The sequence below is a fragment of the Enterobacter cloacae complex sp. SHL021 genome, assembly GCF_049237765.1.
Taxonomy (GTDB): Bacteria; Pseudomonadota; Gammaproteobacteria; order Enterobacterales; family Enterobacteriaceae; genus Enterobacter; species Enterobacter cloacae.
In genome coordinates, this window is record NZ_JBMKJG010000011.1 from 144,778 (window position 1) to 158,588 (window position 13,811).

At 55.7% G+C, this 13,811-nt stretch carries 16 protein-coding genes; 10 read left to right on the forward strand and 6 right to left on the reverse strand.

Going from position 1 to position 13,811, the window contains the following annotated elements:
* The first annotated feature begins 20 nt into the window (after positions 1 to 20).
* Entirely contained in the window at positions 21 to 203 is a 183-nt protein-coding gene (locus ACOTZF_RS13295; protein ID WP_008500497.1) for a YoaH family protein, read from the forward strand.
* A 5-nt stretch (positions 204 to 208) separates the two neighbouring features.
* Here ACOTZF_RS13295 and ACOTZF_RS13300 read toward each other — a convergent pair whose 3' ends face one another.
* On the reverse strand, positions 209 to 553 hold the full coding sequence (locus ACOTZF_RS13300) for a RidA family protein (protein ID WP_013096138.1): 345 nt from the start codon (positions 551 to 553) through the stop codon (positions 209 to 211).
* Positions 554 to 685: 132 nt separating this feature from the next.
* On the opposite strand from ACOTZF_RS13300, the gene ACOTZF_RS13305 reads away from it, so the two are divergent.
* The 5 genes from ACOTZF_RS13305 (at position 686) to rnd (ending at position 7,065) form a co-directional block, all read left to right on the forward strand.
* Entirely contained in the window at positions 686 to 2,596 is a 1,911-nt protein-coding gene (locus tag ACOTZF_RS13305; RefSeq protein WP_013096139.1) for an ATP-dependent DNA helicase, read from the forward strand.
* A 66-nt stretch (positions 2,597 to 2,662) separates the two neighbouring features.
* A complete protein-coding gene (gene tsaB, locus ACOTZF_RS13310) occupies positions 2,663 to 3,358 on the forward strand; it encodes a tRNA (adenosine(37)-N6)-threonylcarbamoyltransferase complex dimerization subunit type 1 TsaB (protein WP_013096140.1) in 696 nt (231 codons plus the stop codon).
* A gap of 37 nt (positions 3,359 to 3,395) precedes the next feature.
* Positions 3,396 to 3,977, forward strand: a complete 582-nt coding sequence (locus ACOTZF_RS13315) for a Slp family lipoprotein (RefSeq protein ID WP_013096141.1) — start codon at positions 3,396 to 3,398, stop codon at positions 3,975 to 3,977.
* Between the two features lie 203 nt (positions 3,978 to 4,180).
* Positions 4,181 to 5,866, forward strand: a complete 1,686-nt coding sequence (gene fadD, locus ACOTZF_RS13320) for a long-chain-fatty-acid--CoA ligase FadD (RefSeq protein ID WP_072193822.1) — start codon at positions 4,181 to 4,183, stop codon at positions 5,864 to 5,866.
* 71 nt (positions 5,867 to 5,937) lie between these two features.
* Positions 5,938 to 7,065, forward strand: coding sequence for a ribonuclease D (gene rnd, locus ACOTZF_RS13325; protein WP_029882295.1), 1,128 nt, complete (start codon positions 5,938 to 5,940; stop codon positions 7,063 to 7,065).
* A 73-nt stretch (positions 7,066 to 7,138) separates the two neighbouring features.
* Here rnd and minE read toward each other — a convergent pair whose 3' ends face one another.
* From minE to minC, 3 genes are read right to left on the reverse strand one after another with little or no spacing between them, the layout of a single operon-like run.
* Positions 7,139 to 7,408 (reverse strand): cell division topological specificity factor MinE, encoded by a 270-nt coding sequence (gene minE, locus ACOTZF_RS13330; RefSeq protein ID WP_008500504.1) that lies wholly within the window; start codon positions 7,406 to 7,408, stop codon positions 7,139 to 7,141.
* 3 nt (positions 7,409 to 7,411) lie between these two features.
* Positions 7,412 to 8,224 (reverse strand): septum site-determining protein MinD, encoded by an 813-nt coding sequence (minD, locus tag ACOTZF_RS13335; RefSeq protein ID WP_013096144.1) that lies wholly within the window; start codon positions 8,222 to 8,224, stop codon positions 7,412 to 7,414.
* 23 nt (positions 8,225 to 8,247) lie between these two features.
* Complete coding sequence (minC, locus tag ACOTZF_RS13340) at positions 8,248 to 8,955, reverse strand: septum site-determining protein MinC (RefSeq protein ID WP_129252455.1); 708 nt, start codon at positions 8,953 to 8,955, stop codon at positions 8,248 to 8,250.
* A 123-nt stretch (positions 8,956 to 9,078) separates the two neighbouring features.
* On the opposite strand from minC, the gene ACOTZF_RS13345 reads away from it, so the two are divergent.
* The 3 genes from ACOTZF_RS13345 (at position 9,079) to ACOTZF_RS13355 (ending at position 10,594) form a co-directional block, all read left to right on the forward strand.
* On the forward strand, positions 9,079 to 9,354 hold the full coding sequence (locus ACOTZF_RS13345) for a YcgL domain-containing protein (RefSeq protein WP_013096146.1): 276 nt from the start codon (positions 9,079 to 9,081) through the stop codon (positions 9,352 to 9,354).
* A gap of 47 nt (positions 9,355 to 9,401) precedes the next feature.
* A complete protein-coding gene (locus ACOTZF_RS13350) occupies positions 9,402 to 10,061 on the forward strand; it encodes a fumarylacetoacetate hydrolase family protein (protein WP_029882294.1) in 660 nt (219 codons plus the stop codon).
* Between the two features lie 92 nt (positions 10,062 to 10,153).
* Positions 10,154 to 10,594: a YcgN family cysteine cluster protein gene (locus ACOTZF_RS13355; protein WP_014832353.1), complete on the forward strand. Its 441-nt coding sequence runs from the start codon at positions 10,154 to 10,156 to the stop codon at positions 10,592 to 10,594.
* Positions 10,595 to 10,715: 121 nt separating this feature from the next.
* Here the strand turns inward: ACOTZF_RS13355 and dsbB are convergent, their stop codons facing one another.
* A complete protein-coding gene (gene dsbB / locus ACOTZF_RS13360) occupies positions 10,716 to 11,246 on the reverse strand; it encodes a disulfide bond formation protein DsbB (protein ID WP_028028084.1) in 531 nt (176 codons plus the stop codon).
* A gap of 46 nt (positions 11,247 to 11,292) precedes the next feature.
* Complete coding sequence (gene nhaB, locus ACOTZF_RS13365) at positions 11,293 to 12,831, reverse strand: Na(+)/H(+) antiporter NhaB (protein ID WP_129252457.1); 1,539 nt, start codon at positions 12,829 to 12,831, stop codon at positions 11,293 to 11,295.
* Positions 12,832 to 13,032: 201 nt separating this feature from the next.
* On the opposite strand from nhaB, the gene fadR reads away from it, so the two are divergent.
* Positions 13,033 to 13,752, forward strand: a complete 720-nt coding sequence (gene fadR, locus ACOTZF_RS13370; RefSeq protein ID WP_013096152.1) for a fatty acid metabolism transcriptional regulator FadR — start codon at positions 13,033 to 13,035, stop codon at positions 13,750 to 13,752.
* Positions 13,753 to 13,811 lie beyond the last annotated feature (59 nt).

A 13,811-nucleotide genomic window follows, 5' to 3' on the forward strand; every position in this document is an offset into this window, starting at 1 on the left:
TAATTTAGCAGGAGTTGACGATGTTTGCAGGTTTACCTTCTCTGAGCCACGAGCAACAGCAGAAAGCGGTTGAGCGGATCCAGGAGCTGATGTCCCAGGGGATGAGCAGCGGGCAGGCCATTTCTCAGGTGGCGGAAGAACTTCGCGCCACCCATACCGGCGAGCGGATCGTGGCGCGTTTCGAGGATGAAGATGAAGAGTAACCGGCTTACACAGCCGCGATAATCTTAATCTCTACCTTGTATTCCGGCTTCATCAGCGTGGCCTGTACGGTACAACGTACAGGCGCGTGACCCGCCACCACCCACGCATCCCAGGCTTTGTTCATGGCCGCAAAATCGTCTTTATTCGCCAGGAAAATGGTGGCGTCCAGAATACGCGATTTGTCGCTGCCTTGCTTTTCCAGCACCGCATCGATCTGCGCCAGGGTGTCAGCTGTTTGTTCAAAGGCATCCGCATCCAGATTGGACGGCACGCCAGTGTAATAGAGCGTCTGGTTATGAATGACTACATCAGACCAGCGGGCTTCGGCATCAATGCGCACAATTGTCATAAACGTTTCCTCGTTACTTTCGTCATCAGGCGGCAAGACTGCCATATTGTTTCGCCGTCGTCACTATTTGGGGTGGCACAGGAGAGGATGGGCTGACATAATCCCTGTGCAAAAATACAGTGAGAGAACACCGTGGCAGACGATTTTTCCCCTGAAGGGCAGTTAGCACAGGCTATTCCCGGTTTTAAACCGCGTGAACCGCAGCGTCAGATGGCGCATGCCGTCGCTCGCGCCATCGATAAGGCACAGCCGCTGGTGGTCGAGGCCGGAACCGGCACGGGAAAAACCTACGCTTACCTTGCACCGGCGCTGCGCGCGAAAAAGAAGGTGATCATCTCTACCGGCTCGAAGGCGTTGCAGGATCAGCTCTACAGCCGTGATTTGCCGACGGTGGCAAAAGCGCTGAAATACAAAGGGCGGCTGGCGTTGCTGAAAGGGCGCTCCAACTATCTCTGCCTGGAGCGTCTTGAACAGCAGGCGCTGGCGGGCGGCGACCTGCCGGTGCAGACCCTGAGTGATGTGATCATCCTTCGCGCCTGGGCTAACCAGACGGAAGAGGGGGATATCAGCACCTGCGCGAGCGTGGCGGAAGACTCTCCCGCCTGGCCGCTGGTGACCAGCACCAATGACAACTGCCTGGGCAGCGACTGCCCGCTGTATAAAGACTGTTTTGTGGTCAAAGCGCGTAAAACCGCGATGGATGCAGATGTGGTGGTGGTCAACCACCATCTGTTTCTCGCGGATATGGTGGTGAAAGACAGCGGTTTTGGCGAACTTATTCCTGAAGCGGAAGTGATGATCTTCGACGAAGCCCATCAGCTTCCGGATATCGCCAGCCAGTATTTCGGCCAGTCGCTCTCCAGCCGCCAGCTGCTGGATCTGGCGAAAGATTTCACCATTGCTTATCGCACTGAATTAAAAGATACCCAGCAGCTGCAAAAATGTGCCGATCGCCTCGCGCAAAGCGCGCAGGATTTTCGCCTGCAGCTTGGCGAGCCGGGCTACCGCGGCAATTTGCGCGAGCTGCTGGCGGACAATAATATCCAGCGTGCGCTACTGCTGCTGGATGACGCGCTGGAACTCTGTTACGACGTGGCGAAACTGTCGCTTGGCCGTTCTGCGCTTCTGGACGCTGCCTTCGAGCGCGCCACGCTCTATCGTGGGCGGCTGAAACGGCTGAAGGAGATCAACCAGCCGGGGTACAGCTACTGGTATGAATGCACCTCGCGTCATTTCACCCTGGCGCTTACGCCGCTGACGGTGGCAGACAAATTCAAAGAGGTGATGGCGCAAAAACCGGGGAGCTGGATATTTACCTCCGCGACCCTGTCGGTGAATGACGATCTGCACCACTTCACCGAGCGTCTCGGGATTGAACAGGCGGAGTCACTGCTGCTGCCGAGCCCGTTTGATTATGAAAAACAGGCGCTGCTCTGCGTGCCGCGTAATCTGCCGTTACCCAACCAGCCCGGCGCCGCACGCCTGTTGGCAGCCATGCTGAAGCCGATGATTGAGGCCAACAATGGCCGCTGCTTTATGCTCTGCACCTCTCACGCCATGATGCGCGACCTGGCAGAACAGTTCCGCGCCACCATGACCTTGCCTGTCCTGCTGCAGGGGGAAACCAGCAAAGGGCAACTGTTACAGCAGTTTGTCAGTGCCGGGAATGCGCTTCTGGTGGCAACCAGCAGTTTCTGGGAAGGCGTGGACGTGCGGGGTGATACCCTGTCGCTGGTGATTATCGATAAACTGCCTTTTACCTCGCCGGACGATCCGCTGCTCAAAGCGCGAATGGAAGACTGCCGTCTGCGCGGAGGCGATCCTTTCGACGAGGTACAGCTGCCGGACGCGGTGATCACCCTCAAGCAGGGGGTAGGACGCCTGATCCGCGACGTGGACGACCGCGGCGTGCTCGTAATCTGTGATAACCGGCTGGTGATGCGCCCCTACGGTGCGACCTTCCTTGCCAGCCTGCCGCCCGCGCCGCGTACGCGGGACATTAAACGCGCGGTTCGCTTCCTGGCCAACCCAACGGCGGAGTAATTTGCCCGGGAGTGTGCTAAGATGCGCGCCATTTTGTGACTGACCATTGCGAGAGCGCGACGACTGATGCGAATTCTGGCTATTGATACCGCTACAGAGGCGTGTTCCGTTGCTCTGTGGAACGACGGTGCTATTTCTGCTCATTTCGAAGAGTGCCCACGAGAACACACCCAACGTATTCTGCCCCTGGTGAAAGCGATTTTGACCCAGGGCAACACCACCTTAACCGACCTCGATGCGCTGGCCTTTGGCCGTGGCCCCGGCAGCTTTACGGGTGTACGCATTGGGATCGGTATTGCGCAGGGGCTGGCGCTTGGCGCTGACCTGCCGATGATCGGTGTTTCCACCCTGGCGACGATGGCGCAGGGCGCGTGGCGTATGACCGGTGCTACCCGTGTGCTGGCAGCGATTGATGCCCGCATGGGCGAAGTCTACTGGGCTGAATACACCCGCGACGAGCAGGGCGTGTGGCACGGCGAAGAGACGGAAGCGGTGCTCAAGCCGGAAGCGGTAACCGAACGGTTGCAGAACCTCTCCGGTGAGTGGGCGACGGTAGGGACCGGTTGGGCGGCATGGCCTGACATGGCAAACGGTACCGGCGTAACGCTGGTGGACGGCAATATGCTTCTGCCTGCCGCAGAGGATATGCTTCCTCTGGCCTGCCAGCTGCTCGCAGCAGGAAAAACCGTGGCTGTTGAACATGCCGAGCCGGTTTATTTGCGAAACACCGTCGCGTGGAAGAAACTTCCAGGCCGCGAGTGAATCTCAGTAACAGGAACTGAGAAAAAGGAGTCGCATCATGGCGGTTCAGACTAAAGTAGTACGCCTAATTATGGCAGGCGCTGTGGCCATAGCACTGAGCGGATGCGTTTCCGTTCCTGATGCGATTAAGGGCAGTAGCCCTACGCCACAGCAGGATCTGGTTCGCGTGATGAATGCCCCTGAGCTTTACGTCGGTCAGGAAGCACGCTTCGGCGGGAAGGTGATTGAGGTGCAAAACCAGCAGGGGAAAACCCGGCTGGAGATCGCCACCGTGCCACTGGATAGCGGCGCGCGGCCGATCCTCGGCGAAACCTCGCGCGGGCGCATTTTTGCCGATGTCAGCGGCTTCCTCGACCCGGTTGATTTCCGTGGACAGCTGGTGACCGTCGTCGGGCCGATTACCGGCACGACACAGGGCAAAATCGGCACAACGCCTTACAAATTTATGACCATGCAGGTTAACGGCTACAAACGCTGGCGGCTGACACAGCAGGTGATCATGCCGCCTCAGCCTGTCGATCCGTGGATGTGGGGCCCACACCCGTATCGTTACGGCTACCCCGGCTGGGGCTGGTATAACCCGGGTCCGGCGCAGGTACAGACGATCGTTACTGAGTAACTTACTGTTATTGTTAGAAAAGAGACAGCGGCTCAGCCGCTGTCTCTGTTTTTTTACGGCTAAAACGAAAAAAAAAAGTGACGCGCTTCGCAACCTTAAATCTGGGCAATTAATAAACTGGTACGCTGAGTTAATATAATGTTAACAAACTGTTTATTATCGGGGTTGTGATGACGACGAACACTCAATTCAGAGGTGATGCATTGAACAAGGTTTGGCTTAACCGTTATCCCGCAGATGTGCCTGCGGAGATCAATCCTGACCGTTATCAATCCCTGGTTGAATTATTTGAACACTCGGTAAGGCGTTACGCCGATCAGCCCGCGTTTATCAATATGGGTGAGGTGATGACGTTCCGTAAGCTTGAGGAGCGGAGTCGGGCGTTCGCGGCCTATTTGCAGGAAGGGCTGGGGCTGCAAAAAGGGGATCGCGTCGCGCTGATGATGCCGAACCTGCTGCAATACCCGGTCGCGTTATTTGGTATCCTGCGGGCCGGGATGATTGTCGTCAACGTCAACCCGCTCTACACCCCTCGTGAGCTGGAGCATCAGCTGAACGACAGCGGTGCGACCGCAATTGTGATCGTCTCAAACTTTGCCCACACGCTGGAGAAAGTGGTCGACAGAACCCAGGTGAAACACGTCATCCTGACGCGCATGGGGGATCAGCTCTCCACCGCCAAGGGCACGCTGGTTAACTTTGTCGTCAAATACATTAAACGTCTGGTACCGAAATACCATCTGCCGGATGCCATCTCCTTCCGCCGCGCACTGCATGCCGGGTATCGTATGCAATACGTCAAACCGGAAGTGGTGTCAGAGGATCTTGCGTTCCTGCAGTACACCGGTGGCACTACCGGCGTGGCCAAAGGCGCCATGCTGACTCACCGCAATATGCTGGCGAACCTTGAGCAGGTGAATGCGACCTACGGGCCGCTGCTGCATCCGGGCAAAGAGGTGGTCATCACCGCGCTTCCGCTTTATCACATTTTCGCGCTGACCATGAACTGCCTGCTGTTCATTGAGCTCGGCGGTCAGAACGTGCTGATCACCAACCCACGCGACATTCCGGGGCTGGTTAAAGAGCTGGCGAAGTACCCGTTCACCGCCATGACCGGGGTCAATACCCTGTTTAACGCGCTGCTTAATAACAAAGAGTTCCAGCAGCTTGATTTCTCCACGCTGCACCTCTCTGCGGGCGGCGGAATGCCGGTTCAGCAGGCGGTGGCCGAGCGCTGGGTGAAACTCACCGGCCAGTATTTACTCGAAGGCTATGGCCTGACCGAATGCGCCCCGCTGGTCAGCGTCAATCCGCATGATATCGACTATCACAGCGGCAGTATCGGCCTGCCCGTACCGTCGACGGAAGCCAAACTGGTGGATGATGACGACAACGAAGTTGCACCGGGCGAGCCGGGTGAACTGTGCGTTAAAGGGCCACAGGTGATGCTGGGCTACTGGCAGCGTCCTGATGCCACCGACGAAATCATCAAAGACGGCTGGCTGCACACCGGTGATATCGCGGTGATGGACGAAGAGGGCTTCCTGCGCATTGTCGATCGTAAGAAAGACATGATCCTCGTCTCGGGATTTAACGTCTATCCGAATGAGATCGAAGATGTGGTGATGCAGCATAGCGGCGTGCTTGAAGTTGCCGCGGTTGGCGTACCTTCCGGCAGCAGCGGCGAGGCAGTGAAGATTTTTGTGGTGAAGAAAAACGCCTCTCTTACCGAGGAGGAGCTCATCACGTTCTGCCGCCGTCAGCTCACCGGCTATAAAGTGCCGAAGCTGGTGGAGTTCCGCGATGAGTTGCCGAAATCGAACGTCGGGAAGATATTACGACGAGAATTACGTGACGAAGCCCGTGCCAAAGTGGACAATAAGGCCTGAGCTTCACGCTAATCGCCCAGACGCCGGTTTAGCCGGCGTTTTTTATGGGCGCAAACAAAAGAGAAACCGTTTTGAATTACCAGATGATCACGACCAACGACGAGCTGGCTTCGCTGTGCGAAGTGACGCGCGACTTTCCTGCCATCGCCCTGGATACCGAGTTTGTCCGTACCCGGACGTATTATCCGCAGTTGGGTTTGATTCAGATGTACGACGGCAAACACGTGTCGCTGATTGACCCGCTCGGCATTACCGACTGGACGCCGATGCGTGACCTGTTGCTTGATACTGCGGTCACCAAATACCTGCACGCAGGCAGTGAAGATCTGGAAGTCTTTCTGAATACGTTTGGCATCATGCCGCAGCCGCTGATTGACACGCAGATCCTCGCCGCGTTCAGCAATCGTCCGCTTTCATGGGGCTTTGCCGCCATGGTTGAGGAGTACACCGGCCTGACCCTGGATAAAAGTGAATCCCGTACCGACTGGCTGGCGCGCCCGCTCACAGAGCGTCAGCTGGATTACGCTGCAGCAGATGTGTTTTACCTGCTGCCGATTGCCGGACAACTGATGAAAGAGGCAGAAGCCTCCGGCTGGCTGCCTGCTGCTCTGGATGAGTGCCGCATGACGCAGCAGCGTCGCCAGGAAATTGCTGACCCGAAAGAGGCCTGGCGCGATATCAGCAACGCGTGGCAGCTGCGTACGCGTCAGCTGGCCTGTCTGCAATTATTAGCCGACTGGCGCCTGCGTAAAGCGCGCGAACGCGATTTGGCCGTTAACTTTGTGGTACGCGAAGAGCACCTGTGGGCGGTCGCACGCTATATGCCAGGCAGCATGGGTGAGCTGGACAGCATTGGGCTTTCAGGCAGCGAAATCCGCTTTCACGGAAAAACGCTGCTCGCGCTGGTGGCCAAAGCGCAGCAGATACCGGATGACGCACTGCCAGAGCCGCTGCTGAATCTGATGGATATGCCGGGCTATCGTAAAGCGTTTAAAGATATTAAAGCGCTGGTGCAGGCTGTGGCGGCAGAAAGCAAACTGAGTGCGGAATTGCTGGCATCACGTCGTCAGATAAACCAGCTTTTGAACTGGCACTGGAAGCTGAAACCGCAGAATGGCTTACCGGAAATGATGGCGGGCTGGCGCGGGGAATTGATGGCCGATCGCCTGAATACGTTGCTGGAAGGGTATCCACGATAATCAATATGCCGGGCGATATACCCGGCATATTCCCCCGGTGGCGCTGCGCTTACCGGGGCTACGAAATCAAAAACTACGGACGCGACTCTTCCGCTTCCGGGAGCGTAACGTTCAGCTCCAGAATCGAAATATCCCCGTCTTTTTGCTCCAGCTGCACGGTGACCATCTCCGGGTCAATCTGCACATATTTGCAGATCACTTCCAGGATGTCCTTGCGCAGCTGCGGCAGGTAGTGAGGCTCGGCGTCGCTACGACGACGCTCCGCAACGATGATTTGCAGTCGTTCTTTTGCGATGTTGGCGGTGTTCTTTTTCCGCGAGAGAAAAAAGTCCAGTAATGCCATAACTTATCCTCCGAACAGGCGTTTGAGGAAACCTTTCTTCTCTTCTTCAATGAAGCGGAAAGGACGTTCTTCTCCCAGCAGACGGTCAACCGTATCCGCATACGCTTTACCGGCATCTGCTGTTGTATCAAGGATCACTGGCTCGCCCTGGTTAGAGGCGCGCAGCACGGACTGGTCTTCCGGGATGACGCCCACCAGTTTAATGCGCAGGATCTCCAGCACGTCTTCCATGCTCAGCATGTCACCTTTGTTTACGCGGCCCGGGTTATAGCGGGTCAGCAGCAGGTGCTCTTTAATCGGATCTTCGCCATTTTCCGCACGGCGGGATTTGGATGCGAGGATCCCGAGAATGCGGTCAGAGTCACGGACGGATGACACTTCAGGGTTCGTGGTGATGATCGCTTCATCAGCGAAATAGAGCGCCATCAGGGCACCGGTTTCGATACCGGCAGGGGAGTCACAGACAATGAAGTCGAACTCCATTTTTTTCAGCTCATCGAGCACCTTTTCAACCCCTTCGCGGGTCAGGGCGTCTTTGTCACGCGTCTGAGAGGCCGGGAGGATATAAAGGTTCTCGGTGCGCTTGTCTTTAATCAGCGCCTGGTTAAGGGTGGCATCGCCCTGAATCACGTTTACGAAGTCATACACGACGCGACGTTCACAACCCATAATCAGGTCGAGGTTACGCAGACCGATATCGAAATCGATAACGACGGTTTTCTTTCCCTTCTGGGCCAAACCAGTAGCGATGGCCGCGCTGGAGGTGGTCTTGCCAACGCCTCCTTTACCCGAAGTAACAACAATAATGCGTGCCATAGAAATTCCTTGTTAAAAAGGGATCAATTCAACGGTTGAACGGTCAACGCGTCGTCTGCCAGTCGCAGACGAGCCGCTTTGCCATAAAATTCGGCTGGGATCTTGTCGCTCAGCCAATATTCACCTGCGATGGACACCAGTTCCGCAGTCAGGTGAGTACAAAATATTTGTGCGTCCCGATCGCCACTCGCCCCGGCGAGTGCACGCCCACGCATCATACCGTAAACGTGAATATTGCCATCTGCAATCAGCTCAGCGCCAGCGCTGACGTGGCTTGTAACAATTAGATCACAGTTTGGTGCATAAATGCGCTGTCCGGAACGAACCGGCACATCAATCATTCGCGTTTTTGTGAGGGCGGTAACGTTTTGTACCGCAGGTGGGGGCGTTTCAACGGCAACGGGGGCCGCACGTGGGGCTTTTTCTTTGCCTTCGTTCAGAAGAGGCAGTCCCGCACGGTCGATTTCCGCTTTCAGCTCAGGATCTTTACAGCCGCTGATGCCCACAATGCGCAGACCGGTAGAGGAGACGGCCTGCTGGAGTTGTTTCCAGTTAACCGGGGATTCCAGACCGCTGACATTGATAACAACAGGGGCGTGTTTCAGAAAGGCGGGAGCCTGAGCGATTTTGTCTTCTAACGCCTGACGAATAACCTCGGGTTTTGCATCATGCAAATGTACCACTGATAAGGTGAAGCTACTGCCTTTAAGCTCGATGGGCGTGTTTGACATCCTGGCCTTACTCAATTTGCTATTAACCGCAACCACTCGCTGCGATATTCCGAAGAGTATCAGGCATGTTATAGTCAGGAGTATATTGAGGCAAGCAACCACCTATGAATTCAGAGTAAAAACATGTTTTGTGTGATCTACAGAAGTACAAGCCGCGACCAGACCTATCTTTATGTCGAAAAGAAAGACGATTTTTCCCGCGTGCCAGAAGAATTAATGAAGAGCTTTGGCCGACCTCAGCTGGCGATGCTGCTGCCGCTCGACGGTCGTAAGAAACTGGTTAACGCCGATCTGGAAAAAGTTAAAACGGCCTTAACGGAGCAAGGCTATTATTTACAGCTTCCGCCACCTCCCGAGAATTTATTAAAACAGCATCTTGAGGCGACCGGTAAAAAATAGCCTCACCTGTTTTCGGGCATAACACATCAACCGTTTAGGGGTCGACCATGTATCAACATCATAACTGGCAAGGTGCATTACTGGATTATCCCGTCAGCAAAGTGGTTTGCGTGGGCAGCAATTATGCCAAACACATTCAGGAGATGGGCAGCGCGACGCCAGAAGAGCCGGTGCTGTTCATTAAGCCGGAAACCGCGCTTTGCGATATCCGCCAGCCGCTGGCACTGCCGCAGGGATTGGGTTCAGTGCATCATGAAGTGGAGCTGGCGGTGCTGATTGGCGCGACGCTACGCCAGGCCTCCGAAGAGCATGTGCAAAAAGCTATCGCCGGTTACGGCGTGGCGCTGGATCTGACGCTGCGTGAGGTACAGGGAAAGCTGAAGAAAGCAGGGCAGCCGTGGGAAAAAGCCAAAGGCTTTGATAATGCCTGCCCGATCTCGGGTTTTGTTCCGGTCGGCGAATTTACCGGCGATCCACAGAACACGTCCCTCAGCCTGAAAGTGAACGGTGAGATCCGCCAGCAGGGCACCACGGCAGATATGATCCATAAGATCGTGCCGCTGATTGCCTATATGAGCCGCTTCTTTACCCTTAAGCCGGGGGATGTGATCCTGACCGGTACGCCAGAAGGTGTCGGCCCTCTTAACGGTGGAGACGAACTGGAAGTGAGCTTTAACGGCCTGTCACTGAAAACCCGCGTGCTGTAAACGCATTTTGCCGCCCCTCAGGGCGGCAAAACTTGCATCAACGTGCCAGACTCGTTATAAGGTGCGCTTTCTTTTGACGTGTGGACATCCTGATGAACGACATCCCTTTCTGGCAACGCAAAACTCTCGACGAAATGACAGACGTGGAGTGGGAGTCGTTATGTGACGGCTGCGGGCAGTGCTGCCTGCATAAGCTCATGGATGAAGACACTGATGAAATCTATTTCACCAACGTTGCCTGTAAGCAGTTAAACATCAAAACCTGCCAGTGCCGCAACTACGAGCGCCGCTTCGAGTTCGAGCCGGACTGCATTAAGCTCACCCGTGAGAACCTGCCGACGTTTGAATGGCTGCCGCATACCTGCGCGTATCGCCTGCTGGCGGAAGGGAAGGATCTGCCGACATGGCACCCCTTGCTGACCGGCTCTAAAGCGGCCATGCACGGCGAGCGTATTTCGGTGCGCCACATCGCGGTGAAAGAGTCCGAGGTGCGGGACTGGGAAGACCACATTATGAATCACCCGACCCGGTGATAAATAAAAACCCGCCGAGGCGGGTTTTTATTGGGGTGCGGCCTGATGCCCTCACCCCAACCCTCTCCCACGGGAGAGGGCGCAAAAACTAAAAACGGCAACTATCGTTGCCGTTTTGCTTTTACCTTCCGAACAGATCGCGCTTCTTCGGCTTAAACGGCTGAGCAATCAGCACCAGCAGCGCCACGACGAAGTAGGCCACAAAAATGCCCACCAGCCACTGCGGCATCTCCAGCGACAGGAATTCCCACTGACGTACAGAGCAGTCACCGGAGGCGACAAACACCTGCGGCAGCCATTTATCCAGCGGCAACCAGCTCGGGAAGCGGGCTGCGAAATCACAGGTCATGAACGGCGACGGGTGCAGCTGCATCATGGTGTGCTGCCAGGAAAGCTCAATCCCTTTCCAGGCGCTGTACAGCCAGACCGCGATAGCGACGTAGCGGAGCGGTGTTTTTGGTGCAATTGCACCCAACAGACCCGCACCCATGACGCCGAACAGCGCGCAGCGCTCGTAGATACAGAGCACGCAGGGTTTGAGTCCCATCACATGCTGGAACCACAGCGCGACCATTTCCAGCGCAAAGGCGGTCAGGGCCATTAACAACCATGCTCCGCGACCGCGGGAGCACTGGTTTAAAAATCTCAACATAATCATTTCCCTGGAACATGCTTAGAAAGCGCAGTGTAAACGAATTTTAATGCGCCGCAAGTATACCCGCTTGTATCAGCCATTGCGTACAGGGAATGAGGGTAATTTTGACGCAAAGCAATCCCACAATGGTGAGAACCAGCGTATAGGGCAGCGCCATCCAGACCATCTTTCCATAAGAAAGACGTATGAGTGGCGCGAGGGCCGAGGTCAGCAGGAACAGGAAAGCGGCCTGTCCGTTTGGCGTCGCCACCGACGGGAGGTTGGTGCCGGTATTAATGGCAACCGCCAGCAGCTCGAACTGCCCGGCGTTGATAATGCCTTCTTCCATCGCCGCTTTGGCTTCATTGATGTAGACCGTGCCGACAAAAACGTTATCGGAGATGGACGACAGCAGGCCGTTGAACAGATAGAAGAGCGACAGTTGCGCGTCGGGCGCCGCCTGCAGTACAAAAGTAATAATCGGGGCGAACAGGTGTTGGTCGATAATCACCGCCACCACCGCAAAGAAGACCGCCAGCAGCGCGGTAAACGGCAGGGCTTCGGTAAAGGCTTTACCGATAGCATGTTCATCCGTTACCCCGCTAAAGGTCGTCGCAAGAATAATAACCGAAAGACCAATCAGCCCGACTTCGGCAAGATGGAAAGCCAGCGCGACGATAAGCCAGATACCGATGATCCCCTGCGCAATCAGACGCAGCGTCTCCTGGCGCGTGCGCTGCGTACGGTTCTGCTCGTCAAATTTATGCAGCTCTTTGCGAACTGGCTCAGGCAACTGCGCACCGTAGCCGAAAACGTTGAATTTCTCGACCAGGATACAGGTCGCTAACCCGCAGACGAACACGGGCAGGCTGACCGGTGCCATGCGCAGGAAAAACTCGCCAAAATGCCACGCAGCCGCTTTGGCGATGATCAGGTTTTGCGGCTCACCTACCATGGTCATCACGCCACCTAATGCGGTACCGACGCCCGCGTGCATCATCAGGCTGCGCAGAAACGCGCGGAACTGTTCCAGCACCTCACGGTTATGCGCCTCGACGTGGCTGTCGTCCTGCAAATCCTCGCCCGGACGGGACGATGCCACGCGGTGATAAATGCCGTAAAACCCGACGGCAACGCTGATGACCACCGCCACGACGGTTAGCGCATCCAGGAAGGCCGAAAGGAATGCGGCAGCAAGGCAGAACGCCAGCGACAGCATCGTTTTAGACGGAATGCTAAGCAACAGGCGGGTGAAGATAAACAGCAGCAGCTGTTTCATAAAGTAGATACCGGCCACCATGAAGATCAGCAGCAGAAGCACTTCAAGGTTGGATGCCAGCTCGGCTTTGACATGCTCTGCGCTCGTCATGCCGATAACCACGGCTTCAAAAGCCAGCAAACCACCCGGCAGCAGGGGATAACATTTCAGCGCCATGGCCAGGGTGAAGATAAACTCCGCCACCAGCAGCCACCCGGCGACGAACGGAGTGATACTAAAAATAATGGGATTAACAACCAGGAAAACCAGAAGTATCAGTTTGTACCAGTCAGGAGACTGGCCTAAAAAATTGCGCCACAGCGCGCGCCCAAAAGAAATTTCCACAACAGACGTCCTTCCCCGTCAGGTAAAACAAAACATCAGTATACGCAAAAAACGCGGGGCAGAGGCGGATAAGCGTGTATTGTAAATTTCACGAAAATAAAACAGCGATCCCTCTTTTCTCTCTTTCACGCGCTACCTGCCATTGCATGCCTCTGGTATGATGAGTGCAATTTGCAAAAGCTGTGTAATGGAAATCTCACTATGGTCATTAAGGCGCAGAGCCCGGCGGGTTTCGCGGAAGAGTACATCATTGAAAGCATCTGGAATAATCGCTTCCCTGCGGGATCCATTCTTCCGGCTGAACGCGAACTCTCTGAACTGATTGGCGTCACTCGCACCACGCTGCGTGAAGTGCTCCAGCGACTGGCGCGCGATGGCTGGTTGACGATCCAGCACGGTAAGCCAACGAAAGTAAACAACTTCTGGGAAACTTCCGGGCTGAACATTCTTGAAACGCTGGCGCGCCTCGATCACGAAAGCGTGCCACAGCTGATCGACAATCTGCTCTCGGTGCGTACCAACATTGCGACAATCTTTATTCGTACCGCTTTTCGTCAGCATCCGGAAGACGCGCTGCAGGTGCTTGCCAGCGCGAACGAAGTGGAAGATCACGCGGATGCCTTTGCCACGCTCGATTACAACGTTTTCCGCGGACTGGCGTTTGCCTCCGGTAACCCGGTGTACGGTCTGATCCTGAACGGCATGAAAGGGCTGTATACCCGTATCGGTCGCCACTACTTTGCTAACCCCGAGGCGCGCAGCCTGGCGCTGGGCTTCTACCATAAGCTCAGCAAGCTCTGTACTGAAGGCCTGCACGATCAGGTGTATGAAACGGTGCGCCGCTACGGCCACGATTCCGGTGAAATTTGGCACCGGATGCAGAAAACACTGCCGGGTGATTTAGCCATTCAGGGCCGCTGAAATAAAAAACCTCTCAAGTGAGAGGTTTTTTTCGCCCGGTGGCGCTTCGCTTACCGGGC